Consider the following 24,790-nt stretch of genomic DNA (forward strand, 5'->3'; position numbering starts at 1 on the left):
AAGTCGTTAAATCTTTTTAATCAGTCGCTATTTGGCTGAGCATATTCGGAACGTTATTAGACAAATTTAGCAGACTTTGTTACGTTTTTGGCTTTTTTTACGGTTTTATCTTTATAATGAGCAGCGCTGTGCGACGTGTCATTATTTCTTTTGCTAGCACTGGTAAGCTGTCAGCTTATCGATAATGATATTTTAGCCTTATCTCAGAACTCCTTTTCTCTTCTTATCATATTTTGCAGGTCAGTGTCATGGACTTAACTTTCTCGTTAGAGATTATTTTAATGCTTACTGCGGTGGCCGCGTTGGCAGGATTTATTGATGCTATTGCTGGCGGCGGCGGGTTATTGACTATCCCTGCCATGCTACTGGCCAACATCCCACCAGTATTGACGCTTGGCACCAATAAACTGCAAGCGGCATCAGGCGCACTAGCGGCGTCTATTACTATGATTAGAAAAGGGGTCGTCAAACCGCAACGTATCAAAGTAGCTATTATCGCCGCTTTTATTGGTTCCGTTATCGGCACTATCGCTGTACAGATGTCACCACCTGACTTGCTTGAAAAGGTGATTCCATTTTTGATCGCTGCTATCGGTATTTATACGTTATTTGCCCCTAGATTGGGTGAAGTAGAGGCTGCACCGCGTATCTCAGAGAGCAAATGGCAAAAAGTCGTGGCACCGTTGATTGGTTTTTATGATGGTTATATTGGTCCAGGTACTGGTATGTTTTTTGCGCTTGGCAATGTGGCATTACGTGGTCGTCAAATTATCGAAGCAACAGGTGCGGCTAAAGTATTGAATTTATCGACCAATATTGGCTCGTTAATTTTCTTTATTTTGGGTGGCAACGTACTGTGGAAAGTGGGGCTAGCGATGATGGTTGGACAAACCATCGGTGCCTATTTTGGCTCGCACATGGTGGTTAAAGGCGGTAGCAAATTGATTCGTCCAGTGATTGTACTGGTCTGTCTGGCGATGTTGACCAAGTATGTGTTTGGCTAGTTAGTTTTTGATTTGACTAGTTATTGATCATAAAAAAACCTCAGCCAACTTGACTGAGGTTTTTTATTTTATGCACTTCTATCTCGCAATCGTGGGTTAGCGGCGACGATCAACATCATCATATTCACTACCCATGATGCCATCACTAAAGACTTCAGAGAACTCACGCTCATTGTCTTCATCGATATGACCATCAAATACATCTTTTGCACCAGCGTTAGGATCGTTGTAAATAGCCAGATCCATTTTGCCTTCTGATTTTGCCACGATAGTAGTAACAGCAGCATCACCACCGACGTTTACAGCAGTACGTAGCATATCAAGGATACGATCCACACCCAAGATTAGACCAATACCTTCGATTGGTAGACCCACTTGAGCAAATACCATAGATAGCATGATTAGACCAACACCAGGCACACCAGCCGTACCAACAGACGCCAGTACTGACATCAAGATGACGGTTAAGTATTCGGTCACGCCCAAATCAATGCCGTAAATGTTGGCAATAAAGATGGTTGCAGTACCCTGCATGATAGCCGTACCATCCATATTGATGGTAGCACCAAAAGGAACAGTGAACGACGCAACTGAGTTGTTTACACCCATACGCTTGGTAACCGTACGCAAGGTAATAGGAATCGTCGCGTTTGAGCTTGAGGTACTAAAAGCAAAGATTTGTACTTCACGCATTTTTGCCAAGAACGTCTTGATAGACAGGCCTGAAGACACTTTTAGTACAATCATCATGGTGATAAAGAAGTGGAAGGCCAATGACCCGACCAATACCGCGACATAACCCAGTAGTGACCAAATCAAGTCTAAACCTAGCTCTGCCATTGCTTTGGTCAATAGCGCAAATACACCATATGGTGCAAGGTTCATGATGATCGTGACCATCTTTAAGATAACTTCGTTGATCAGCTCTAGGCTCTGCACTAAGCCTTTGGCAGGTTTACCTACCATCAAGATACTGACACCGATCAAAATAGCAAAGAAGATGATCGATAACATATCACCATTTGCCATCGCGCTGATGGGATTCGATGGGATAATGTTAGAGAATACATCAAGTAGAGGCGGCGCTGACGCAGCTTCAAACTCGGCTTCCGTTCCGATATTCATGCCTTTACCGATACCGAATAGCGAGCCAAGACCAATTGCAGTCGCAATAGCGAGTGCAGTGGTTATCATATAAATAATGAACGTTTTGGTACCAATACGTCCAAGTAGGCGAATATCACCAATACCGCATACACCGCAAATCAGTGAGATAAGCACCAAAGGTACGACCAACATTTTTAGCGAGTTGACAAATAGTTTACCAACAATGGCAAGGAAGCCATTGGTGATGTAAGTGTTAACAAAGCCACCTTCGCCGTTCAATCCTGAGTAGTTTAGAAATAGGCCCAGTCCAATACCGAGCACCATGGCAACAATGATCTTGCCCGTCAGTCCCAAATTCTTCCACATAATTCATATCCTTTGTGTGCATAACAGCTTTATAGTAAGTGTTCATTAGCCAACATGATTGTACTTATCAGCCTTACTACAAAGCTTGTTATGACTATTAAGTTCCCGTGATTGTCGCTCGATGTCACATTTTCGTGGACAATATAAAAGAATAGCTAAGGGCACTGCAAGATTTTTTTCTGATTTTATTCTAAATGTACATTCCTCGTTACAACTATGTGCCCATAATATAGTCAATATTTATTCTAAACGGTTTGTTTCCCATATGAAACAAAATATTCATGAAAGAGTTTTTAGGGTAAGCAAATATGTCAAACTATTGATATTGAACCATTGATTTCAAGTTATCGAAATGCAAAGAAAAGAATAAGACTCATATGATTAATTAAGCTCAGAATTTCCAATAGACCAAAAAAAGCCAGACTATCGTTTATAGATAGTCTGGCTAATAAAAAGTGAAAGTTTTACTATAAAATCTAATAATACTCAGTTTCTAATAGCAATATTAAAAACAGAATAGACCATTAAACCTTATCGTCTTCTTCACGTGATAAGGGTGATTGGCGTTCTAAAGACTTGATGTCACTATCACTTGCTTCCGTATTTATCTCGTCAGGTGGTGCAATATGACGATTATGATTATTGCCCATACGCTCGTTAAGATGTGACTCAGCATCACGATGGCGATGATCGAGTGCCTCTATCTCAGGCTCTGACTCTTCAAAATCTGTCTGCGAATTTACTTCTTTGACAGTATCTTGCTCACTCACCAACTCTACATCGCCATCACTTTCATAACCATGATTAGGGTTGGCATCACCAGTATGATTGTCTGTGTTTGCAGGACTGTCTAGATCATTAATAGTTGGTTCGTTAGTGGTGGCTAGCTCATCGACGACAGATGCATCGGTATCCACAGCGATACCGTTTTTACTCTGAGCTTGTCTTTTTAGCTGTGCGTAATCAGTCAGTTGGTGAACTGCATTTTCAAGCGCATGTGGATTGTCACGTTCTAGCGCTTCCGATAGATGCTCGTCAAACGTATCGGTCAATAATGAATCAAAACGCATGGCGTTATATTGAATCAGAACTTCTGCTTCTTCTTCGGTAATGCCGCCATTTTGACTGGCGTGTACCACATGATCTTCAAAGGTTAGACCTTCAAAGCTGTCTTGATGCTCTGCCTTTTTAAACTTCTGCCACAATGGTTCGATTTCGACCAACGTCTGATAAGCATGCTCCATACGACCAGTTACATCGTCTGCATCTGTGTTGTAATAAACCATGGTTTTTAGATAATCGCGGAATGGGTTGGCTGCAAAATCATCCATGAAAGTATCGCCCAACTGGCGTTTTAGCTCATCGCTTGCTGGGGTGAAGATACGTCCACTTGGGAAAGTCACAAAGCTAACCACATTGGCTGCCATACGATTCGGGAAGTTAGCGAAGAATGACACAAAGGCTTCTTGAATCGTGTACAAACTGTTTTGTAGCGCAACTTCAGCATGTAAGCGCTCAGACTCTGATTTACTACCATGCTCATAGAATTGCAAAATAGCAGTCGCAATAAATAAATGACTATGGATGTCTGCTAAGCGACCAGAGAGCATTTCTTTACGCTTTAAGTCTCCTGCTAGTAGTCCTAATGCCATATCAGCAGTTAGGGCAAAGCTCGCACTTAAGCGGTTAATATGTTTGTAATAAGGACGGGTAAAGGCGTCTGCGAAACTCGGGGCCTTATCGCTACCACCAATATAACCTGCGACAAAAGCTTTGGCGCCACGGTTAAACGTATAACCCAAATGCTTGAAGAAAAGGGTATCGAATTTTTCAGTAGCAGCCGCTTTATCTTCGCTTTGTAGTAACTGAAGCTCGTCGAATAAATAAGGATGACAACGCATCGCACCTTGACCAAAGATCATAAGTGAGCGGGTCAAAATGTTGGCACCTTCGACCGTGATAGAGACAGGAATCGCTTGATAGGGTGTCGCCAAAAAGTTACGCGGACCCATCTGTACAGCACGACCACCGACCACATCCATACCGTCGTTGACAACGCTACGCATGGTTTCAGTCGCATAGTATTTTGCCATGGCAGTCATAACAGATGGCGTACCACCTTGGTTTAATCCGCAAGTAACCAAATGACGGAATGCTTCTAACATATAAGTGTTACTTGCCATACGGCTAGTAGCGTCCTGTACACCTTCAAATTTACCTACTGATATCTTGAACTGTTCGCGAACTTTGGCGAATGCACCGACAGATAGGTAAGTCATTTCACTGGCTGATGTCGATAGAGCTGGTAGAGAAATACCTCGGCCAACGCCCAAGCATTCCATTAGCATACGCCAGCCACGACCAGCGTTCTCAACACCGCCGATGATGTAATCTAATGGAATAAAGACGTCTTTGCCATCGACCGTACCATTCATAAATGGTGAGCCGATTGGATTATGACGTGGCCCTGTTACAACACCTTCGTGATTAGCTGGAACGAGGGCACAGGTAATGCCGTAATCGGTCTTTTGAGGATTGCCAAGTAGACCTTCAGGATCGTGCATTTTAAATGCTAAACCAACAACAGTGGCGACAGGTGCTAGGGTAATCCAACGTTTAGAGAAGTTCATGCGTAAGCCAAGCACTTGCTTACCTTCGTGCATACCGTAGCAGACTACACCTGTATCAGGAATGGCACCTGCATCAGAGCCAGCTTCAGGGCCAGTCAAACCAAAGCAAGGTACTTCATCACCTTTGGCAAGACCTGGCAACCAGCGCTGCTTTTGCTCGTCCGTACCGTAATGCATCAATAGCTCACCAGGGCCGAGCGAGTTGGGAACCATACAGGTCACAGCAGCAGTCGGCGAGCGCGAAGCAATCTTGCTCATTACACGGCTTTGCGCATAAGAGCTAAATTCTAAGCCACCAAATTCTTTTGGAATGATTAAACCTAAGAAACCATTACTTTTGATAAATTGCCATGCCTCAGGTGATAGATTTTTATCTTTATGCTGGATTTGCCATTCATCAAGCATGGCACATAAGGTTTCTACTTCATTATCGATGAAACTTTGCTCTTCTTCCGAAAGCTGCGGATAAGGATAATTGGAAAAGGTATCCCAATTCGGCGCACCCATAAACAGCTCTTTTTCCCACCAACTAGTACCCGCATCAAGCGCTTCACGCTCTGTATCACTCATACTCGGCATCGCACCGCCTAGCGCTTTATAGACAGGCTTAGTGATTAACGATTGGCGAAGCGGTGCAACGAGTAAGACCAAACACAGTAGCGCCATTGGTATACCCAGAATGAGCGACCATGGGCTGATAATTGCGGTAACGATAACCGTAATCAGGGCGACGATGCTACCGGTGACCCGTGATAAGGACAACAAAAAGATGGCCAAGACCACGGCTAACTGAATGATGACTGCCAAAATAAACAAGCCAATTGCCATGACTATCTCCTTTAAAGCGCTGAATAAAAAATGCGAAAAGTACGTAAATGAAAGAGCTAACTATAATTATTTTTCGTCTTGCCATTTACTGTCTTACAAGTAAATCGAATGATTTGTTAATCCATAAATGCTCGGTTTTACGTCTCTTAAGTACTAGTATTAATGGTCTAGTAAGTAATTGACAAATAAATGGCAAGAATGGCTACTAATATGAAACAGTTGTCGATAACTATCAAGAGCCAAAATGCTACGCTCTGTCGATGATATGTATCAAACATCATTGTTTATAGGTTAATCATATGTCTAGTTGGAACACGTAGCTAGCCATTATCGAAAAATTGCAAAAAACTAGCTAAAAGGGGAAAGGCAGCTTTCGGCATAAGACAAAGTGTCGTTACGTCCGACGATAATGTGATCGACAAGCGAGATATCTAATAGGTCGCAGGCTTTTTTTAGCTCATAGGTCAATAAGTTATCTGCCGTTGATGGCTTGGCATCGGTATGAGGATGATTATGCGCGATGATAAGTTGGCTAGCAGCGTGGCTTAGTGCATGCCGCAGTACATGCTTGATACAGACAGAACATGATGAGATGCCACCCGTAAATAGTATCTCGAAGTTTAAAAGGTTTAGGGCATTATCCAGACAGAGTACCGCAAATACTTCACGGTGCTCACCGCGCAACTGGGTGCTGATATAGTCTTTGACTGCTTGTGAACGTCCTAGTGCTTGCCCAGTTTTGAGTTGGCTGTCCAGATAGCGCGTACCCATCTCAAGTGAAGCTAATATTTGGGCGTACTTTGCAGGTCCCATACCATGGCAGGCAAGAACCGTCTTTTGAGGGGCGGCTAATAGCTCGGCTAAGCTACCAAACTGATCAATCAAATGCCGCGCTAATTCAATCGCTGATTGAGACTGAGTACCCGTACGCAAAAATATGGCCAGTATCTCGGCGTCAGACAAATGAGCTGCACCAAATTTTAAAAGTTTTTCGCGTGGCCTGTCATCCTCATGCCAGTCTTTGATCGCCATGGTCACTCCTTGAAAATGGGTTGATACTTGTTATCTGAGATAGATACGGAAAATCTTACCCAATTTATCTCATAATTGTTACTATAAGCGCAATTTTATCTTTTCACTTTTTTGTTGATGCCACGCTTATGTCCAATATTGTGCTTGCTATTACTGGCGGTATCGCCGCTTATAAATCTGCTATATTTGCCCGCTTATTGATTAAAGCGGGTTTTGATGTGCGCGTTATCATGACGACAGGTGCACAAGCATTTATCACACCGCTGACTCTACAGGCGTTGACGGGTAACGAGGTGCACGTGTCGTTGCTCGATGAGCAGGCAGAGGCAGGCATGGGGCATATTGAGCTGGCCAAGTGGGCCGACTTAATCGTCATTGCACCTGCTTCAGCCAATACGCTTGCGCGTCTGGCCATGGGTATGGCTGATGATCTATTGACTACAGTGTGCCTTGCCACTACAGCGCCTGTCATTATTGCTCCTGCCATGAATCAGCAGATGTGGGCGCATCCAGCGGTCAATCTAAATGTGCAAACCTTGCGCGATATGAATTATCAGATTATCCAGCCAGCTAGCGGTGAGCAAGCGTGCGGTGATGTCGGAGCAGGGCGATTGCCTGAGCCTGAGCAGTTATTGGGTGAGGTTTTACTGTTCATAGCGATGAACACGACGCCGCAATTGCTGGCAGGAAAAAGAGTAGTCATTACTGCAGGTCCAACAGTAGAGGCGATCGACCCTGTGCGTTATTTGTCTAATCACTCTTCAGGAAAAATGGGCTTTGCATTGGCGCGCGCCTGTGTGGCTGCTGGTGCCGACGTTGTCTTAATTGCTGGTGGTAAGGTGGCATTGCCCACGCCGCTTAATGTCACACGGATCGATGTGCTGTCTGCCGAAGATATGCTGATAGCGGCGCAGCAATGTGTGGAAGGTACGCATAGCGAGCTTCAATTAGTCTTTGAAGAGGAGCATGACCATTCTCATGAGCATACGCACGATCACTCTCATAACCATTCTCACGAGCATCATCATGGCGACTGTGGTTGCGGTGATGATGTAAGCGACCATAACGACAATCATGACTTGCTACAGTCTTATGATGACAAACAATTTGTGAAAGCAGATATCTTTATTGCCACTGCAGCCGTGGCAGATTATCGTACGGAAGAAGCCGCACCGCAAAAAATTAAAAAGACACAAGATGCCATGACGCTCAGTCTGGTTAAAAACCCTGATATTCTGGCAACGATTTCTCTTGCGCATCCAGAGCTATTTGTCGTTGGTTTTGCAGCAGAAACGCAAGATGTTGAACGTTATGCCCGTGGTAAGTTGGTCGCAAAAGATTTGGATATGATTGCTTGCAATGATGTCTCACGTGCAGATATTGGTTTTGCTAGTGATGACAATGCGATGCAGGTGTTTTTCTCTGAGCGCTATGAGCGTGACGCGGTAACACTTGAGAAGACCAGTAAAGATAAAATTGCTGAGCAACTGGCTAGCATTATTGGTCAAGCAATCGGTCAACGTAAAGATAGTTAGAGCTACAGGCGCTAAATCTGATAGCTAGCATGTAGATAGTGTGTAGATAGTGTGTAGATACAGACGCTGAGCCTAAAATGGTGTGACCGATATGATGAATATAGCTGGTAACGATAGCACTCAGATGCTAGTGCTGACGATCATTTTTGCGCTTGCCTCACTGCTGCATGGCATTAGCGGACTTGGCGCAACGCTAGTAACGACTACTGCACTTGCTAGTATGTACCCATTGCAACACGCTATTGTGTTAGTGATTTTCCCCTCGCTAGTCGTTAATGTGATGACATGGCTAGTAGGCGGTGAACGCACCATTTGGCAAAACTTTATCTACTACGGCAGACGCTATTGGTTGCTTGCGCTTACCAGCCTGCTAGGTAGCATTTTAGGTGCGAAACTCTTGCTATGGGTCGATAGCGCTTATATCCTCTTATTGTTGGCCGCGGTCATTGCCTTCTACGTTGTGAGTAGCTTACTTGGCAAACAAATCCGTTTACCAAACACCAAGCCTATGTTGATTGCCGTCGGCTTTGGTGCAGGCGTCATTGGCGGCTCGACCAATGCAATGTCGACCATACTGATGATGTATCTACTGTCTGCCAGTGACGATAAAAACACCATCGCCAAAGTCGGTAACATGTGCTATTTCTTGGGAAAGATTGCTCAAATTATCGTGTTGCGTGAGCCTATCATGGCACTGAGCAGTGGTGAGTGGCAGCTGATTACTTTTTTAAGTGTGCTATCTATAGTGACTCTTTTGGTTGGAATCCGTTTGCGTCGCTATTTACCGCAAGCGCGTTTTCGTCAGCTTATTTTATTGATTTTAATCGTGCTTGGAATACGTGTCGGTTGGCAAGGCATTACCGCATTGTTATAGCTAAAGTATATAAGCCTTTTCAGCGATATTTTATTAGACAAATTCTTCAAAAAATATCTGCTGCGCCAAACGAAAGGTATTGCAGTGCGCCTCGACCACATCTTCGATATCTTCTGAGTAGCCGCCACCCATCACGATAGCGACAGGGATGTTGGCGGCTTTTGCTTGCTGCAGAACATATTCATCACGCGCCTTGCACCCTGCTTGTGTCAAACCAAGTTTGCCGAGCTTATCGGTAGCGAGCACGTCGACAGCAGACTGATAAAAAATCATATCTGGCGCAACTTCAGCGATTAAACGTGGCAGCGTATCTTCTAATATCTGTAAATACTCAGCATCGCTGGTATCATTGTCTAGCTCAATATCTAAGTCTGATACTTGCTTACGAAACGGGTAGTTCTTTGCCCCATGCATGCTAAAGACAAAAACGCGTGGCTCATCTGCCATGATACTGGCGTTGCCATTGCCTTGATGAACGTCCAAATCGATAACTAAAATCTTCTTTGCCTGTCCGCGATTTAGCAATAAGTTGCTAGCGATACAGACATCATTAAATACGCAAAAGCCTTCTCCATGACCAGCAAAAGAGTGATGGGTGCCGCCTGCAACATTCATAGCCACGCCATATTGCTGAGCATATAGCGCGCACTCATACGTTGCATGAGCAATATAACGACCGCGTTCTACCAACTGCGGCGTCATCTCAAATCCGATCGCACGAGCAGCCTTGCGCGGCAGTGTTTGAGTCTTAAGCTGATACCAGTATTCTGCAGTATGCGTGGTCAAAATCTCATCTTCGCTCAAGCGAGCAGGGGCAAAGAAGTTATCTTGGCTGATAGTGCCTTCTGCCAGTAGACGCTCAGGAATCATAATGTATTTTTGCATAGGGAAGCGGTGCTTTTCTGGCACGGAATAGCGAAAGACGTCAGAGTAGGCGATTTTTAGCATAAGATTTCTAGCTTAGTATTGATGGTTTTTTGGATAGAAAAATAAAGAGATAAGTATCCGCTATCGTCGATTATGGCTTGATTGAAAAACCAGTTTATCGAATGAACTGAGCTGTTGAACAAACTGAGTTATCGAATGAACTGAGCTATTGAACAAACTGAGTCGGTAAAAAGAACGTGCGCGCGTCTGACTGTTGGCGTAGCTCGACAAGTAGCGTTTGCATGTCTTCAGCAGGGTCTTGATTATTGACCAAGTTGCCAAATAGCTCGTTGGCAACCGTGGTCATCGCGACCACGCTTTGTAGTAAATGCTCAATAATCTCATTATCTAGACCAACTGCTTCGACATCGATGGCATTTTTGTAGCGTATCTCACCATCGTTGACATCCATCTCTAGATTACCGACTAGCATGTCATAGTTGATTTGGGTGATGAGTAGCATCGCAGCGCTTTGATGAGTTTCTGGTATCAAAAATGGCAAGATGCCGTAGATGGCCAGTAGTTTGTTTTTTTCTTGCACCCGAAACAGATAGCCACAGTTTATTTGCTTATGACGCATTCTCAAGGATAAATGATGCGATTTTTGGCTGTCGTTGGTTTTGGGTCGATAATGCGTGTAGTGCCACTGCTTGTCATTGAAGTATTGCTTTAAGCAGTCGACAATAGGCGTGTCACTTTGGTTTTGAGGTTCTGCATTTGCGCTATCGGTTTTAAGTTGAGATGTATTTGCTTGTGCTTGAGCGTTATCCTGTTTGCTGCCCTGATTCGCCTCTAACTCATGAGAGATATCAGCCGATATATTTTTTGTATTACTAATCTCACTGCCAGCAAGTGATGACCGCCCTTGCTCGCTTGCAGCATCGACGACTGACTGCGGTGCGGCAGCAGTCAGTAACCGTTTGATTTTTTGCCACAAGCTGAGTTTATTGCGTTGACTCATAATAGTATGCTGACAAGTAAGGGTTGTAAATTAATCGTGAGTGAATGCTAAACCTTCTTTGATAGCAGGCTGTGCATAGAACGCTACTAGCATTTCACGAATATGAGTTGTCAACCAAGGCGTCTCAAGAGCATCGTACACGATAGGCAGTAGTGTAGTGCTACATTGCTTCATGGCCGCTTCATCAATGTGCAAACTCGCCGCAATGGTCGCTATCGTGTCAGACTGATGATTGGCATACCAAGTGTCGATGCTTGCCGAAACTAAGCTGTGCAGATATGGTGACAGTCGCAGGCGGTTGTAGCTTTGTTGGATGCTGGCTTCGATATGGTCGATGCTACTATTACCAGGCTCATCGCTTAAGTAAGTTTGCAGCTCGCTAATCGGTTGGTTTTTGATGCGATCCCAGCCCATGACCATCAGGCGCGCAACCTCTTCATTTGATAAATGCTCTTGGGCGTTGGCTTCGGCTTTGCGCGTCAAATCTTTAATATTGCGATGCAAGTAGGTTTGCAGTTTTTCATCGAGGTTTCTGTTGGTCGCCTTTTCAAAAGAGCTGCGCCCAAGCTTCATCAATTTACCAACGCCACCTGCTTTATCGAGGGTGCTTTCCATAAAGTCGTTGATAGCGTGATAGAGTGTTTGGGTCAATAAATCTGCAAAGGTTTCGTTACCGACCAGCGTATGAATCAATATGTTACGCTGCTGCTCGTGGCTACCGATATAGTTGGCCAGCGTTTCAACTTGGGCATCATCGACCAGCTCAGACAAAGGCACGTTGTCATTGACTGGGTGATAAATAATGGTGTGTAAAATATCACGGATATCGGTACGCATCACCTCAGTCATCGGCTGATTTAACAGCCAGTCTTTCATCAGCTGCTGTAAATGGTCACAGGTGATGTATTTGCTTAAAGGTTGCGCACCAAACCATTGCCAAGCTTCCATCGCTAGTGGCTCAGCTTGATTGTGCAACCACCGTTGCATAAAGTTGACTTGAGCATCGATCAAGCTATCTACTGTCAAACGGCTGGCTGATGGCTCTTTTGACAAGTTAGTGTCTGCGTTGTCATTTTTAGTCTCTGCAGCAGTATTATGTTTTTGGCTATCTTGTGAAGTCGGCATAGGTTTTGAAGTCATATTTTAAAGTCGTATTTTTTTGAGGTCGTACTTTTTGAAGTCAGAGTAATCGACAATTTGTTATACTGTGTGTTTGTAGCGAGCATACGGTATTATGCCACGAACATTGCCTTTGTTTGTGATGAATATTGACTGCTGCTTGATAAATAACCAGAGGTTTTGATGACGGTTTTGGGTACGCCTTTACTTGCACTTGATGAGCTGACGGTTCAGCGCGGTGAGATACCGCTGTGCGAAGGAGTTGCGTTGCAGCTATCTACGGGTAGTATTTGCCATCTAATCGGGGCAAATGGGACGGGAAAGACCACGTTACTCATGCAGTTGGCTGGGTTGTTACCTGTTTTGTCAGGTGAAGTTACTTATCAAGGACAATCGTGCCTGCCCATCCAGCCTTTATATGTCTCGCACCAGTTGGGCATCCATCCAAATCTGACAGTGGCACAAAACCTGACGTTTCTACTGAACTTATATGGCATCACGCCAAGTATTACCGATATTGATGATGCACTCACATGGGTTGGGCTACAAGGGTTTGAAACGATCAGCTCCAGTCATCTGTCCGCTGGGCAAACGCGGCGTATCACGCTGGCCAGATTGTACTTGTTAACTCCTGACGTGACACCGCTCTGGTTACTTGATGAGCCTTTCACGGCGCTGGATGTTGATATGGTGGCACGTATGGAAGCGCGGTTATGCGAGTTTGCACAGGCTGGCGGGTCGATACTAATGACCAGCCATCAAGCAGTCGGTGTCGCCAATCAAGTGCTCGATTTGTCAGATTACATGGTATAAGTTTGATTGATATCAGTACCATTAATATATGTGCAAGGTCAAATAATGACAGACAGTCCAATACAAGTAGGATCAGTAGCAGCCATGAATAAAAGTACAAATGCTATTGTCGTAGCACCTCGCAGTATTGGCTTCCTGCAGCTGTGGCGCCGCGAATGGCAAGTCAAGCAGCAAGGAGCGGTGCAATGGTTGTATCCGTTGGTGCTGTTCTTAGTGATTATTACTTTGTTTCCGTTGGCAGTGGGTAGTGAGTCTGCGCTATTGCAGCGTCTGGGCGTATCAGCAGTGTGGATTGCTGCGTTGCTGTCACTGGTAATGGGCGTTGATGGATTATTCAAGCCTGCGCTTGATAATGGTACGCTTGCACAATTGGTCGTGGCCAAAGCGTCACTACCGTTATGGGTGCTGATTAGACTGGTCATTCACTGGATTTTTAGCAGTGGTATTGTGGCGGCGCTTAGTTTGCTTGCCGTGCCGTTATTTCAGCTTAGTTGGTTTGAAGCGTGGATATTGATGGCGTCCATCGTGACAGGTAGTCCAATGCTCCTAATGCTATCCGCGATTGCCAGTAGTTTGACGCTATCGTTAAAGAATGGGGCAGTATTGGTGCCTTTGATTGCTTTACCGATGCAGTTGCCAGTATTGATTTTTGCTACAGGTGCGGTTGATTTATTCGCTTCTGGGCTGAACGGTTTGCCTATTTTGGCCTTGTTGCTAGCAGGAAGTATTGTTTCTGTCTTGGTTATGCCTTGGGTGATTGCTACAACTTTAAAAATGTCATGGCTCAATTAAACGATTTGATTGTTGCAATCCTAAAGTCCAGTTGTCGAAATTTGATTAGCTAAACCCAGTTATCTAAACCTAGCCATCTAAATCCAGTCATCGAAATTTAGTTATCTGCATCACATGTATTAACATCGTGGTGAAAACTGGCAATTTTGCTATAATAGTCAACTGAATACGTAAACAGCTCTCTGTAGATTCTATCCAGTGTTTAACGCCAGCAGGTGAGTTGATAGTGGTGCTTTTATAGACCACATCATTTATCGCCAGTAAGCTGTGTAATAGGTTTCTTCCCATGCCCAACCTGAATAACGTCTCATCCCCTAGCTTGTGGCAGCGCATTTGGCAGGGTTTCTTGACCACTGTGGGTACCAAGCAGTTTTTTCGTATCTTTAGCCCTTGGGTCAAGTGGTTAGCGATATTAGCCGGTCTCTGTTTGCTCATTGGTAGCGTATGGGGCCTTGCTTTTGCGCCGCCTGATTATCTTCAGGGTAATAGCTATCGCATTATATTTATCCATGTTCCAGCGGCCAGTCTTGCCATTTCTATCTATTTTTCTCTCGCAGTCTTGGGGGTGATCTATTTGGTATGGAAGATTAAGACGGCCAGTTTGGTAGCGCAGGCACTTGCCCCAATGGGCTTTTTGCTATGTGTCATTAGTTTGCTTACAGGCTCTATCTGGGCAAAGCCAACATGGGGTACTTACTGGGTATGGGACGCACGCCTTACGTCAATGTTGATATTAGCGTTTTTGTACGCGGGCGTGATGGCACTGTTTGCTGCTTTTGAGCATACGGCCAATCGTGGTAAAGCGGCCGCTATTTTATCTATCGTGGGCGCAGTGAACCTGCCTATTATCAAGTACTCAGTAGAGTGGTGGAATACCTTGCATCAAGGCGCGACCTTTAGCTTGACCGCCGCACCAAAGATGTCGGCAGATATGTGGATGCCCTTATTACTGATGATTATCGGCAGCTATTTACTGGTTGCGACATTAGCGATTTATCGTACCAACACGTTGATTTTATACCGCGATCAAGGCAAAGCGTGGGTCAAAGAATACATTCGTGGTCAATACAAATAACGGCTAGGAAAATACTATGCAGCCTTACTTTTATAGCGTATCTGAGTTTTTCGCCATGGGTAAGCATGGGGTTTTTGTGTGGTCGTGCTGGGCGATAACGATTGGCGTGATGTTGGCGTTTATTATCTATAGCCGCAAACAACGACAGTCACTTATCAAACAGCTGACTATCCAGCAAGCGCGTCAAGCACAGCGAACCACCAAAACCTCAACGCCTGCGACTAAACAAGCTGAATAAAAATCATCTTAATATCAGAGTTTTAGCGTAAGAAACCGTATCCTTACACTGACAAAAATATGACCTTATAGGCAGTGATGAGGCTTATTGATTTGTCTGAAAAATGCTACCATATAGCGATTAGAAGAGTACGATTAGAAAGACATTTTCAAAACGTTTTTCTAATGGTAGTTTCTTCAAACTTTTCTGTTTTGTAGATTGATTATGGTTTATAAAACAGTGACTCATTAATGGGGTAGTGGTATGAATGCAGTTCGTCGGAAAAAACTGACTTGGGTTATGTTTACGCTGGCAGGTGCGGCAGTAGCAGTTATGTTGGTTATCTATGCCATCGGGCAGCAAACTGACTACTACTTTGATGCAACTGCGATTGCCCAAGGTGAAGCGCCTCAAGACAAACGTATTCGTGCTGGTGGTATGGTGGTTGCAGGTAGTGTGCAGCGTGCAGCAGACAATCCATTAAATGTTGAGTTTGCGATTACTGATTTTCAATCAACCGTGCCAGTGACTTACCAAGGTATCCTGCCAGACTTATTTGCTGAAAATTCAGGCGTCGTAGCTACGGGTAAAATGCAAGGCGATACTTTTGTTGCTGGGGAAGTATTGGCTAAGCATGACGAAAACTATATGCCACCAGAAGTTGCTAAATCTATGAAAGAAAATAATCGCAGCGGAGCGATACCTTCTTCTGAACAGTATAACCCTGCTGAAAAAATTCATGAGACTGAAACGCTACAACAGTAATGATTATAAGTTTTCATATCATATAAAAAAGCCACCGATTATCGGTGGCTTTTTATTGAGCTTGGTTTAGCTAATCAGCTAATCGTACTTATTAACCCTGTTAGTCATCCCATACTGGACTATAGTCAGGATGTTCAATTTTACGACCGTCAGAGCTGGCTAAGTTACCGATTTTTTCTAACTCATCTGCACTTAACTCAACCTTGATGGCGTCTAGATTGCCTTCCAAGTGATCAGGGTTAGACGTTTTCGGAATAGCCACACGATGCTTGTCTGATAAGATCCACGCTAGTGAGATTTGTGCTGGTGTTACGTTGTGCTTATCCGCAATCTCTTTGATAACATCATTGTCGAATACATCGCCACGAGCGAGTGGTGAGTAAGCTTCTAGCAAAATATGATGGTTGTTCAAAAAGGTTTGTAATGTATCTTGCTTAATGAACGGATGAAACTCAACTTGGTTTACGACAATAGGCACATCAGCATATTTCTTGGCCTCAATGATATTAGCAATATTAAAGTTTGAAACACCAATATGACGCGTCAAACCTTGCTTCTGGAGTTCACACAGCGCAGGAATGGTCTCAGATAACGGTACGCGGTCATCAGGCCAGTGCAATAGCAATAGATCGACATAATCTGTACCCAAATCTTCCAAAGAACGTTTTGCTGCTGCGACCAGTTTTTCTGGCTCAAACTTCATATCATCTGGAAAAATCTTGGTAGTCAAAAAGAACTTATCACGAGCCACGCCTGACTGTCTGATACCTTCGCCAACTTCTTTTTCATTGCCATAAGCTTGAGCGGTATCGATATGCTCATACCCCATTTCTAACGCTTTTTTGACCACATCTACGCAGTCTTGCCCAGTTGACTGCCAAGTACCTAGCCCTAGGATGGGGATGTTTGCTTGTCCAGCGGTACGAATATTATAGTTTTTAGCGCTCATATTATTATCCTTGTTATGTGTGTCTTATAATTTTCATTAGTTTTAAATGTCATCAATAGTATGGTCTAACGAGTAAATTACTATTGAGCCTGTCCACTATAGGAAAAACCAAGGACAAGTGGAAGCGTGAGTGACGGTTTCCTACAAAGGGCAAACAGGCTGTAACGTGATTTTTAATAGTTGCTTAATGCACAGTTAGTCTTTTGATAACGGTATTGGAAAACAGCACTCCCAAAATTAAAGACAAAAAAACACCCATCACTTTAAGTAATGGGCGTTTCTATTAATCATAACACCTGAAAAACTAGGTGTTTTAGACTTAAGGTCTTATTGAGCAGCAGCTTCTGTAGTTTCTGGAGCGTCAGCGCTTTCAGTTTTAGCAGCAGTGTCCGTATGTGCGCTATGATCAGTACCCCAGATTTTTGGGTACTTGTAGCCAGGGAACGTTTCATGAGCGTACTTTTTGAAAGCTTCTGAGTTATAAGCGTTGGTCACATCTTCAACCCATTTTTTACCAGTATCAGCAGATTTGATCGCTGACCAGTTTACATAAGCAAAGCTTGGCTCTTGGAACAATGCTTCGGTCAATTTGATACCAGAGTCAGTAGCATAGTTACCGTTGATAACTGCGAAGTCAACTTCATCACGTGCGCGTGGTAATTGAGCAGCTTCTAGCTCAACGATTTCGATATCGTATTTGCTGTTGTCAGCAATATCAGCTTTTGACGCAGTCAATGGATCGATGTCGTCTTTTAGGGTAATCCAACCAAGATCATCCATCATAACCAAAGCACGTGCAAAGTTACTAGGATCGTTTGGTGCAGAAACACTCATACCTTTAAATGCAGCGTCAAGGCTAGTCTTTTTACCTGAGTAGATGCCAAGCGGTGCGGTTGGTACTTGGAATACTTCAACCAAATCAAGGTTGTTTTCTTTTTTGAAGGTATCAAGATAAGGCTTATGCTGGAAAATGTTGATATCCAAATCGCCTTCAGCCAATGCAAGGTTAGGACGGACATAGTCAGTAAAAGCAATCAACTCAACTTCATAACCTTGAGCTTCAAGCGTGCCTTTTACTTGGTTACGAACCATATCAGCAAAATCACCCTCAGTCGTACCGATAACAATTTTGGTATGGTCAGGATCGATATCGCTAGCGGCAGTTTCTGCAGTGGCACCTTCGGTTACTGGCTCTTTAGTTGCTTCTGGCGCTGATGAATTGCTGCAACCAACTAAAACTAGACCTGATACACCAACAGCGGCAAATGCGGTAGCTAACTGACGGCTGATATCTGTTAATTTCATAATATGTCCTTAATAATGAATGGGGTTGAGTAAAACGTTTATCGTCTGAACATTAAAAAAGCAACATTATAAATAGTAATGCTGCTTTTGTTGTAAGAGCTGAGATAAGGGTTGAGTGTTGCCAAAAATAAACCTAGTCGCTCGTAAAGTCAAGTATTCTCTAAAGCGGTTTAACGTTTGTCTAAACGATTGGCGAGCCAGTTACCAGAGGCTTGAATCGAGACGACCATGATTGATAGTACAATCACGATAAAAATCATTACCTCGGTTTGATAGCGATAATAGCCATAACGAATGGCCAAATCACCCAAACCGCCACCACCGATCATACCAGCGGCAGCTGAATAAGAGAGCAAGCTGATACAAAGAATAGTGACTGACAATACTAAACCTGAGCGCGCTTCATTAAGTAATACTTTAATAATGGTAAAAGGCCTGGCACCCATCGACTCGGTTGCTTCGATAATACCGCGCGGCACTTCACGCAAATTTTGCTCGACCAAACGCGCAAAATAAAACGAACCAGCGATAGCAAGTACCAGTGATGCAGCGATCGGTCCGATACCTGTGCCAACGATAGCCTTGGTAAACGGACTCATCGCAATCATCAAAATCACGAAAGGGAAGGCACGCATAAAATTGGTAATACCGCCAAGCACACCGTACAACGTCTTGTTTTGCAAAAACTGTCGATCACTAGACAAAAACAAGAATACGCCAAACAGTCCACCGATGACGATTGCGACCGTGGTGGAAATACCAAGCATCACAAACGTATCAATAAATGCGCTCACGATCTCTTTGCGTAACACAAGTAACTTGTCTATAGAGGCGGATAATTCAGTACCAGTTAACATATCTATTTCTCCTGCCTCATTAGTCCTCGACGACTAGGCCTTTGCCAATCGGGGTAGTTGCCTGAATCAGACCGTCTCGCACATCCGCAACTTCTAATAGTTGTCCTTGATGCAATAACGCTGCGCGATCACAAAGTCTACGAATAACACTCATCTCATGGGTCACGATGACGATAGTCACGCCAAGCTGCTCATTGATATCGCGCAGACAAGTCAGCAAACTACGGGTCGTGGCAGGGTCAAGCGCACTGGTTGGCTCATCGGCCAACAATACTTTTGGACTAGGGGCAATCGCGCGGGCAATACCCACACGCTGTTTTTGTCCACCTGACAACTGCGCAGGATAGTGACCAGCACGATCGGTCAAATCAACAATCGCAAGACAATCCATAACGCGCTTATGAATGTCGCGACTTGGATAACCAGAGATTTTTAAGTTAAATGCCACGTTGTCAAAAACCGTTTGATTAGACATCAGATTAAACTGCTGAAAAATCATACCGATATTATGACGGGCAATACGCAGCTCACTGGCAGACAGCGTGGTTAGGTCAGTACCGTCTATCACGACTTGACCTGAATCTGGACGTTCAAGCATGTTGATTAGGCGCAATAAGGTAGATTTACCTGCACCTGAATAACCCATTAGACCAAAGATTTCGCCTTGTTTGATAGTCAGAGATGTCGGCTCAACAGCGGTAAACCAATGTGGCTTGCCGTCTTTGTCTTTGATTGATCGGTCGCTTAAAAAACTTTTGGTCACATCGTTTAAGACAATCATGTCATTCATGGAGGGCTCAAAATTTAATAAATTTTTTAATGGTCAAAAACCCGTCATCAGGCCTCTTTCAATATGTAAGAAGCTTGTCAAAACGACAACAGTCAATAACCGTATAATAAGGGGCGGTAATATAGCATATTATCAGGCACTTTGGATATGCACATACGTGTCCGGCTTATGATTAATAGCTATTAAGAATAAGCAGTTAAAATGCTAAGTATGAAGGTGACAGCGTGATAGCTATCTATATAACGATGGGGATTGATTACTCGTGATAGTTGTAATGAGGGTCATGATGAATTGGGATGGTCACCAAAAATCTAGTATGACCATTTAAGGTATCTGTAATAATACGCCCTTGATGAGCGGTAACGATTTGTGAAACTAGGGATAACCCTAATCCAGAGCCTTTGTTTTTTTGCTGCAAACGTACAAATGGGCTAAAGACTTCTTCTCGCTTACATTCAGGGATACCAGTGCCTTCGTCGATTACAGCCAGCACCGCATACTTTGGTAAAGGACGTTCAGGCTCAGTTTTGGCTTTCTTCATATGCTTAGCAAATAAGCCTTCTTTACGCACAACTGCGCTTGAGTTCTCATTATTTGAGCTATTAGATTTGGCATCATCTTTCGTATTGTTTGATCCGTTATTTTTAGTAGCGGTATCAGTAATAGATTTATCTGATTTTTGAGCACTGTTCTCGATGAGAGTGTCAGTATTCTCGCTTTCTACGTTGCTTATAAAGTTTGTGGGTGCTACTTCAGTCATGTCAGTATTACTAATACTGTCAGCATCGTTAGCAGGTTCATTGGAGTCTGGAACAGCCTTCCAAATAACTTTCTTAATTCTGTCAGTTAATTCACTGGTAAAGCTGTAATAGTCAGCAAGTAGTGATGATTCGCTAGTAGTAGGTTGGGGTTTGCTAGCACTGTCTATTAAGCTTTCATCTGAAAGGCCGTTATCAATACTGACTTCATCATTGCTCTCGTTGCTCTCGTTGCTCTCGTTGTTCTCATTGTGAGCAGCTATATCTTCACCGTTTTTATAGATAGTCGGCGTTGGTAGCTCTGCTATTGAGTCAGTCATTTCTGATTTATTTTTATCAACCGAACTAGTAGCTTCATGCTTAGAAGCTTGGTGCTCAACTACTTTGGCATCAGCATTTTCTTCATAATCGTCAAAGTCTAAACTGTTGTAATCGACAAAGCTGCTGCATAGTACTGTTTGTAATAGATAGTCAGGCACAGTTCCAGCTTCTTCTATGCTTTGAACACCATATAGCAATACCGTAACAGGCGGCTTGCCATGTAGCATAGCGTTGGTAAGTAAGTTACGAATCAAATGAGTCAACATTGATGACTGACCATCTATTACGATGTGCTCACCAATCAGCGTGGCTTCAGGGTAATGCTGACGCTCTTGATTTACCAAATCGTATAAATCTAAGTTTTCAACTTGCTGTAAGGCATGACCTGCATCCAAACGACTAACCAGTAATATGCTTTCTACTAAGTCATTAAGACCTGACAAGTCTCTATTGATTGCTTGTGCACGTTTATCGAACTTTGCTTTGGTATCAGTTGGTAGCGCACCAGCCAACATATCCATCATTTCAATCTGTAGACGGATACGTGTAATCGGTGTACGCAGTTCATGAGAGGCATGTGCCAGTAGCAATTTATTGGCATCAATTAAGTGTTCAATTTTTTGTGCTGCTTGGTTGAATCCGCGTGCTAATGCAGCGATTTCATCATTACCACGCGCATTCACTCGCACCGTAAAATCACCATCACCCAATTGAGTCATTTGTTGGCTCATCTGATTGATACGCCAAGTAATGGTACGCGCAATCCACCAAAGTACCCCTGCCATGATAAGCAGCAGCAATAGCGTACCAGTAAATAAGTTTAGGGCGGCAGAGAGGACAGGTTTTTTAGGCGGCAAGCGTGATTCGTATAATAGCGTATAACCGGTGCTACTATAAACTTGGGCTTGCTTGGTTGGGGAGGTTTCGGCAAATGAGGGAAAGACGCGCGCTAATAGTGAGGGCGGCGCAGGCAATTCTAACGGCAAATCACTGTTGTCGCTTTGCATGAGCAAATGACCTTCATTGTCATATAGCCCCATTTTTGCTTGCAGTGATTCATCAAAAATATCAAAGCTTTTCTTGACCACCGCTAGCATAAAGCGCGCTTGTAAGCGGTTGTCTTTGCTGATGGAAATATTTAATTCGTGCAAGAATGGATCGATTTGACCCAAAATCTGTGTGGCTAATATCTCTGAGCGAATACCCGCATCTTTATCATGAACAAGTTGGGTCAACAGCACCATTGCTACAGCAAATAACGTAAGTGCCAGCATAACGCTGGCAAATAGTTTGGCAAATACGGAACGAAAACCCAATTGCTGCATTAAACGATCTCTATTATTAAACGCTTGTACCGACTCATGGTATAGAGTTTACACCATGAGTCAGCTAATTAGGCATCCTTTATGGTCATACCTGATCAGTAGCAAATTGATAGCCGACGCCGCGTACAGTAATAATACGCTTTGGCTGGCGTGGATTGTCTTCAATCAAAGCACGTAGACGCGAAATATGTACGTCAATTGCACGGTCAATGTTGTCTGAGCTGTCATCGTTTGGCATCGCTTGCCAGAGTTGCTCACGATTCAACACCTTGCCAGAATGAGTGGCAAAGTAATGTAACAACTGAAACTGATGCGTGGTTAGACGTACCGGTTGGTCATCGATAGTGACTTCATGACTATCAGGGAACACACTCAAACGGCCAAAGGTTAAGCTGTCTGATTGGCTATCGGCTTGATTTGGTTGCTCATGACGACGAATAACCGCACGGATACGAGCTAAAAGCTCACGTGGCTCAAAAGGCTTGGCGATATAATCGTCAGCACCCATCTCTAGCCCCAACACGCGATCAGTTGTATCGCCTTTTGCGGTTAGCATAATAATAGGCACTTTATTGGTCATGTTGTTCTTGTTGCCACGAATCTTTTGACACACTTGCATACCGTCCATATCAGGTAGCATAAGATCCAATACAACCAAGTCAATATCGCGCTCTTTGGTGTCTAATAAGTCGAGACCTTCTTGACCAAGACCAGCATGATGCACATCATAGTAGTTCATGGTCAAATAATCGCTGATCAGCTCAGCCAAATCTGGATCGTCTTCAATCAATAAAATCTGCTTACTCATGGAGTGTCCTCTAATTGTTATTGTGATTTATAAAAATATAACGTTTTCGGTAATGATGAGCTGTTGGAAATAATAAACAGTTAAACCTCAGCCTCTATGTTTTCAAATATAAAGAATAGCGCATAATTAAATATGAGTCGTATTTCAATACTCGGATAATGCTATATAGTAGGGTCATATTGCCTAATTATGCTGTTACAAAACAAGAGAAGCTTTGTTAATGTTTCTGCGTAATGTAACTGTCAGCATAAGCTATTATGACACAATAACTTTTTTACCTTTAGAATCAACAGGTAAGTCGGCCAAACAAATCAAGCTATCATTGCTAACACCAGCTATTAAATACTGCTGCGTAGTAGGGTCGTATTCAACTACCTCAATAGGTTGGCGCGTTAAACGCTGATCTTGTCCGATTATCCAAACATTTGCAGTCAATGGTTGTAGCGGCATATAAGGAGGAGTTTGCAACTCTGTCAGATCAACATCATGTAGCGCGCGCTTAGGTACGATAGTACCGACATCTATTTGACCATAATTGACGCGGCCTGTGACTTTCATATTTGGTAATAACTTATCACGACTTACTTCGTTATCAATGACATTAACATAGACCAAGAGCTTTTTGGGCTGACTGGTCGATACCAGTTTGCTGACCTGGCCCGTAAACTTGTCTGAGATACCTTCGGCGGTAAAGTTGACTGTTTGACCAACTGAGAGCTGTGGTTTTGCTTGTATAGGCAGGGTAGCCATAAAGTGCAGCTTGGTCTCGTCACTGATCTGTAGTAGAGGTTTGCGCGCCGCTAGCTGTTGTCCTGCATCAGCAGATAAGTTTTCTATCCGACCCGAAAAGCTGGCATGAATGGTAATCGAATTATACTGTACATCTTGTTTAGCCGTATTAATGTCTGCATCCTGACTAATAGAGGTGTTGCTATCAGTATCTATCGAAGATATTGCTTCTAACGTTTTATCACTATCAGTTTTTCTTACAACAGCAGTGTCTGCGTCTGGCGCAGCTTGTGCAGATTTAGCATCGAAGTTTTGCGTATCTTCTGGAGTGTTCTGATTAGTATCCCCTGATTCTGAATTAACTTGCTCAGGCTTTTTCAAATCTTCAGCTTTGCTAGCCGTGCCCGTACGTCTAAAGACGAGCAATGGCGTGCCTTTTTCTACCCATTGACCTTCACTAACCAGTGTCTCTTCTATACGAATGGGATGTACCGCAACAAATGTGGTCTGCTTGATAGGTTCGATATTACCTTGTAATCCGAGACTCGGCTGATACCTTGAAGGTTTGATACTCAATATATGTTCTGGTGTCATTGTGACACTGTCGCTTGTGATGATAATTGGCGTGTCTGCGGTCTCTTCTTCAGTGTCAGTAACAGCTGATTCATTTATAGGTGACGGCTGACAAGCAGCGATAAATAGTACGCTGAATAAATAAAGGCTTTTTCTTAAATGTCTAGAAGCTGTCATAGCAGTCACCATTGTAATCGTCATATTATTATATAGTGAATTGTAACTCGGTGAAACGACTGTAAAATATTTACTAAATTTAATAAAGTTGATGAATCGAATACTAAGCAGAGTCGAAGTTATACCTTTAATAAATAAGAACAGCTATTTGTT

20 protein-coding genes and 2 pseudogenes are annotated in these 24,790 nt (G+C 43.5%); 9 read left to right on the top strand and 13 right to left on the bottom strand.

What is annotated here, in order from left to right; genetic code table 11:
* The first annotated feature begins 248 nt into the window (after positions 1–248).
* Positions 249–1,004, top strand: a complete 756-nt coding sequence (locus tag CXF69_RS05245) for a TSUP family transporter (RefSeq protein WP_101206038.1) — start codon at positions 249–251, stop codon at positions 1,002–1,004.
* 96 nt (positions 1,005–1,100) lie between these two features.
* Here CXF69_RS05245 and CXF69_RS05250 read toward each other — a convergent pair whose 3' ends face one another.
* The 3 genes from CXF69_RS05250 to radC all read right to left on the bottom strand — a co-directional run bounded on the left by CXF69_RS05250 (position 1,101) and on the right by radC (position 6,967).
* Positions 1,101–2,477 carry a dicarboxylate/amino acid:cation symporter gene (locus CXF69_RS05250; protein WP_101206037.1) on the bottom strand — a complete coding sequence of 459 codons (1,377 nt, stop codon included), beginning with the start codon at positions 2,475–2,477 and terminating at the stop codon, positions 1,101–1,103.
* A gap of 524 nt (positions 2,478–3,001) precedes the next feature.
* The gene (locus CXF69_RS05255; RefSeq protein ID WP_101206036.1) at positions 3,002–5,935 is read right to left on the bottom strand and encodes an acyl-CoA dehydrogenase; all 2,934 of its coding nucleotides are present in this window, start codon (positions 5,933–5,935) and stop codon (positions 3,002–3,004) included.
* A gap of 348 nt (positions 5,936–6,283) precedes the next feature.
* Positions 6,284–6,967 carry a RadC family protein gene (gene radC, locus CXF69_RS05260; protein WP_101206035.1) on the bottom strand — a complete coding sequence of 228 codons (684 nt, stop codon included), beginning with the start codon at positions 6,965–6,967 and terminating at the stop codon, positions 6,284–6,286.
* Positions 6,968–7,095: 128 nt separating this feature from the next.
* Between radC and coaBC the strand changes: the two are divergent.
* The 3 genes and pseudogenes from coaBC to CXF69_RS05270 all read left to right on the top strand — a co-directional run.
* Positions 7,096–7,824: pseudogene (gene coaBC / locus CXF69_RS14625) on the top strand (bifunctional phosphopantothenoylcysteine decarboxylase/phosphopantothenate--cysteine ligase CoaBC); the annotation flags it as partial.
* A gap of 177 nt (positions 7,825–8,001) precedes the next feature.
* A pseudogene (locus CXF69_RS14630) lies at positions 8,002–8,502 on the top strand (phosphopantothenoylcysteine decarboxylase); the annotation flags it as partial.
* A 91-nt stretch (positions 8,503–8,593) separates the two neighbouring features.
* Complete coding sequence (locus CXF69_RS05270) at positions 8,594–9,376, top strand: sulfite exporter TauE/SafE family protein (protein ID WP_101206033.1); 783 nt, start codon at positions 8,594–8,596, stop codon at positions 9,374–9,376.
* A 33-nt stretch (positions 9,377–9,409) separates the two neighbouring features.
* On the opposite strand, the gene CXF69_RS05275 is transcribed toward CXF69_RS05270, so the two are convergent.
* The 3 genes from CXF69_RS05275 to CXF69_RS05285 all read right to left on the bottom strand — a co-directional run bounded on the left by CXF69_RS05275 (position 9,410) and on the right by CXF69_RS05285 (position 12,404).
* Positions 9,410–10,324 carry a histone deacetylase family protein gene (locus CXF69_RS05275; RefSeq protein ID WP_102078829.1) on the bottom strand — a complete coding sequence of 305 codons (915 nt, stop codon included), beginning with the start codon at positions 10,322–10,324 and terminating at the stop codon, positions 9,410–9,412.
* Between the two features lie 145 nt (positions 10,325–10,469).
* A complete protein-coding gene (locus tag CXF69_RS05280; protein WP_102078830.1) occupies positions 10,470–11,264 on the bottom strand; it encodes a type III secretion system chaperone family protein in 795 nt (264 codons plus the stop codon).
* A gap of 30 nt (positions 11,265–11,294) precedes the next feature.
* Complete coding sequence (locus tag CXF69_RS05285) at positions 11,295–12,404, bottom strand: hypothetical protein (protein ID WP_180952669.1); 1,110 nt, start codon at positions 12,402–12,404, stop codon at positions 11,295–11,297.
* A gap of 162 nt (positions 12,405–12,566) precedes the next feature.
* On the opposite strand from CXF69_RS05285, the gene ccmA reads away from it, so the two are divergent.
* The 5 genes from ccmA (at position 12,567) to ccmE (ending at position 16,045) form a co-directional block, all read left to right on the top strand.
* The gene (ccmA, locus tag CXF69_RS05290; RefSeq protein ID WP_101206030.1) at positions 12,567–13,196 is read left to right on the top strand and encodes a heme ABC exporter ATP-binding protein CcmA; all 630 of its coding nucleotides are present in this window, start codon (positions 12,567–12,569) and stop codon (positions 13,194–13,196) included.
* Between the two features lie 84 nt (positions 13,197–13,280).
* Entirely contained in the window at positions 13,281–13,988 is a 708-nt protein-coding gene (locus CXF69_RS05295; RefSeq protein WP_101206082.1) for a heme exporter protein CcmB, read from the top strand.
* 286 nt (positions 13,989–14,274) lie between these two features.
* The gene (gene ccmC / locus CXF69_RS05300; RefSeq protein WP_101206029.1) at positions 14,275–15,063 is read left to right on the top strand and encodes a heme ABC transporter permease CcmC; all 789 of its coding nucleotides are present in this window, start codon (positions 14,275–14,277) and stop codon (positions 15,061–15,063) included.
* A 16-nt stretch (positions 15,064–15,079) separates the two neighbouring features.
* Positions 15,080–15,301 carry a heme exporter protein CcmD gene (ccmD, locus tag CXF69_RS05305; protein ID WP_101206028.1) on the top strand — a complete coding sequence of 74 codons (222 nt, stop codon included), beginning with the start codon at positions 15,080–15,082 and terminating at the stop codon, positions 15,299–15,301.
* Between the two features lie 243 nt (positions 15,302–15,544).
* Positions 15,545–16,045: a cytochrome c maturation protein CcmE gene (ccmE, locus tag CXF69_RS05310; protein WP_101206027.1), complete on the top strand. Its 501-nt coding sequence runs from the start codon at positions 15,545–15,547 to the stop codon at positions 16,043–16,045.
* Between the two features lie 100 nt (positions 16,046–16,145).
* On the opposite strand, the gene CXF69_RS05315 is transcribed toward ccmE, so the two are convergent.
* The 7 genes from CXF69_RS05315 to CXF69_RS05345 form a co-directional block, all read right to left on the bottom strand.
* Entirely contained in the window at positions 16,146–16,994 is an 849-nt protein-coding gene (locus tag CXF69_RS05315) for an aldo/keto reductase (protein ID WP_101206026.1), read from the bottom strand.
* Positions 16,995–17,321: 327 nt separating this feature from the next.
* Positions 17,322–18,299, bottom strand: a complete 978-nt coding sequence (locus tag CXF69_RS05320; RefSeq protein ID WP_101206025.1) for a MetQ/NlpA family ABC transporter substrate-binding protein — start codon at positions 18,297–18,299, stop codon at positions 17,322–17,324.
* 170 nt (positions 18,300–18,469) lie between these two features.
* Positions 18,470–19,126, bottom strand: a complete 657-nt coding sequence (locus CXF69_RS05325; protein WP_370587210.1) for a methionine ABC transporter permease — start codon at positions 19,124–19,126, stop codon at positions 18,470–18,472.
* A gap of 49 nt (positions 19,127–19,175) precedes the next feature.
* On the bottom strand, positions 19,176–19,946 hold the full coding sequence (locus CXF69_RS05330) for a methionine ABC transporter ATP-binding protein (RefSeq protein WP_057761581.1): 771 nt from the start codon (positions 19,944–19,946) through the stop codon (positions 19,176–19,178).
* Between the two features lie 256 nt (positions 19,947–20,202).
* The gene (locus CXF69_RS05335) at positions 20,203–22,350 is read right to left on the bottom strand and encodes a sensor histidine kinase (RefSeq protein WP_102078890.1); all 2,148 of its coding nucleotides are present in this window, start codon (positions 22,348–22,350) and stop codon (positions 20,203–20,205) included.
* A gap of 85 nt (positions 22,351–22,435) precedes the next feature.
* The gene (locus CXF69_RS05340; protein ID WP_057761578.1) at positions 22,436–23,158 is read right to left on the bottom strand and encodes a response regulator transcription factor; all 723 of its coding nucleotides are present in this window, start codon (positions 23,156–23,158) and stop codon (positions 22,436–22,438) included.
* A gap of 255 nt (positions 23,159–23,413) precedes the next feature.
* Positions 23,414–24,637: an efflux RND transporter periplasmic adaptor subunit gene (locus CXF69_RS05345; RefSeq protein WP_102078891.1), complete on the bottom strand. Its 1,224-nt coding sequence runs from the start codon at positions 24,635–24,637 to the stop codon at positions 23,414–23,416.
* Between the last annotated feature and the right edge of the window lie 153 nt (positions 24,638–24,790).

It is taken from the genome of Psychrobacter sp. Choline-02u-9, from assembly GCF_002836505.1.
Taxonomy (GTDB): Bacteria; Pseudomonadota; Gammaproteobacteria; order Pseudomonadales; family Moraxellaceae; genus Psychrobacter.

What these genes read in the sequence shown, in the direction of transcription:
- CXF69_RS05245 (WP_101206038.1), top strand. Translation starts at nt 249, where the DNA reads ATGGACTTAACTTTCTCGTTAGAGATTATTTTAATGCTTACTGCGGTG.
- CXF69_RS05250 (WP_101206037.1), bottom strand. Translation starts at nt 2,477, where the DNA reads ATGTGGAAGAATTTGGGACTGACGGGCAAGATCATTGTTGCCATGGTG.
- CXF69_RS05255 (WP_101206036.1), bottom strand. Translation starts at nt 5,935, where the DNA reads ATGGCAATTGGCTTGTTTATTTTGGCAGTCATCATTCAGTTAGCCGTG.
- radC (WP_101206035.1), bottom strand. Translation starts at nt 6,967, where the DNA reads ATGGCGATCAAAGACTGGCATGAGGATGACAGGCCACGCGAAAAACTT.
- CXF69_RS05270 (WP_101206033.1), top strand. Translation starts at nt 8,594, where the DNA reads ATGATGAATATAGCTGGTAACGATAGCACTCAGATGCTAGTGCTGACG.
- CXF69_RS05275 (WP_102078829.1), bottom strand. Translation starts at nt 10,324, where the DNA reads ATGCTAAAAATCGCCTACTCTGACGTCTTTCGCTATTCCGTGCCAGAA.
- CXF69_RS05280 (WP_102078830.1), bottom strand. Translation starts at nt 11,264, where the DNA reads ATGAGTCAACGCAATAAACTCAGCTTGTGGCAAAAAATCAAACGGTTA.
- CXF69_RS05285 (WP_180952669.1), bottom strand. Translation starts at nt 12,404, where the DNA reads ATGACTTCAAAACCTATGCCGACTTCACAAGATAGCCAAAAACATAAT.
- ccmA (WP_101206030.1), top strand. Translation starts at nt 12,567, where the DNA reads ATGACGGTTTTGGGTACGCCTTTACTTGCACTTGATGAGCTGACGGTT.
- CXF69_RS05295 (WP_101206082.1), top strand. Translation starts at nt 13,281, where the DNA reads ATGAATAAAAGTACAAATGCTATTGTCGTAGCACCTCGCAGTATTGGC.
- ccmC (WP_101206029.1), top strand. Translation starts at nt 14,275, where the DNA reads ATGCCCAACCTGAATAACGTCTCATCCCCTAGCTTGTGGCAGCGCATT.
- ccmD (WP_101206028.1), top strand. Translation starts at nt 15,080, where the DNA reads ATGCAGCCTTACTTTTATAGCGTATCTGAGTTTTTCGCCATGGGTAAG.
- ccmE (WP_101206027.1), top strand. Translation starts at nt 15,545, where the DNA reads ATGAATGCAGTTCGTCGGAAAAAACTGACTTGGGTTATGTTTACGCTG.
- CXF69_RS05315 (WP_101206026.1), bottom strand. Translation starts at nt 16,994, where the DNA reads ATGAGCGCTAAAAACTATAATATTCGTACCGCTGGACAAGCAAACATC.
- CXF69_RS05320 (WP_101206025.1), bottom strand. Translation starts at nt 18,299, where the DNA reads ATGAAATTAACAGATATCAGCCGTCAGTTAGCTACCGCATTTGCCGCT.
- CXF69_RS05330 (WP_057761581.1), bottom strand. Translation starts at nt 19,946, where the DNA reads ATGAATGACATGATTGTCTTAAACGATGTGACCAAAAGTTTTTTAAGC.
- CXF69_RS05335 (WP_102078890.1), bottom strand. Translation starts at nt 22,350, where the DNA reads ATGCAGCAATTGGGTTTTCGTTCCGTATTTGCCAAACTATTTGCCAGC.
- CXF69_RS05340 (WP_057761578.1), bottom strand. Translation starts at nt 23,158, where the DNA reads ATGAGTAAGCAGATTTTATTGATTGAAGACGATCCAGATTTGGCTGAG.
- CXF69_RS05345 (WP_102078891.1), bottom strand. Translation starts at nt 24,637, where the DNA reads ATGACAGCTTCTAGACATTTAAGAAAAAGCCTTTATTTATTCAGCGTA.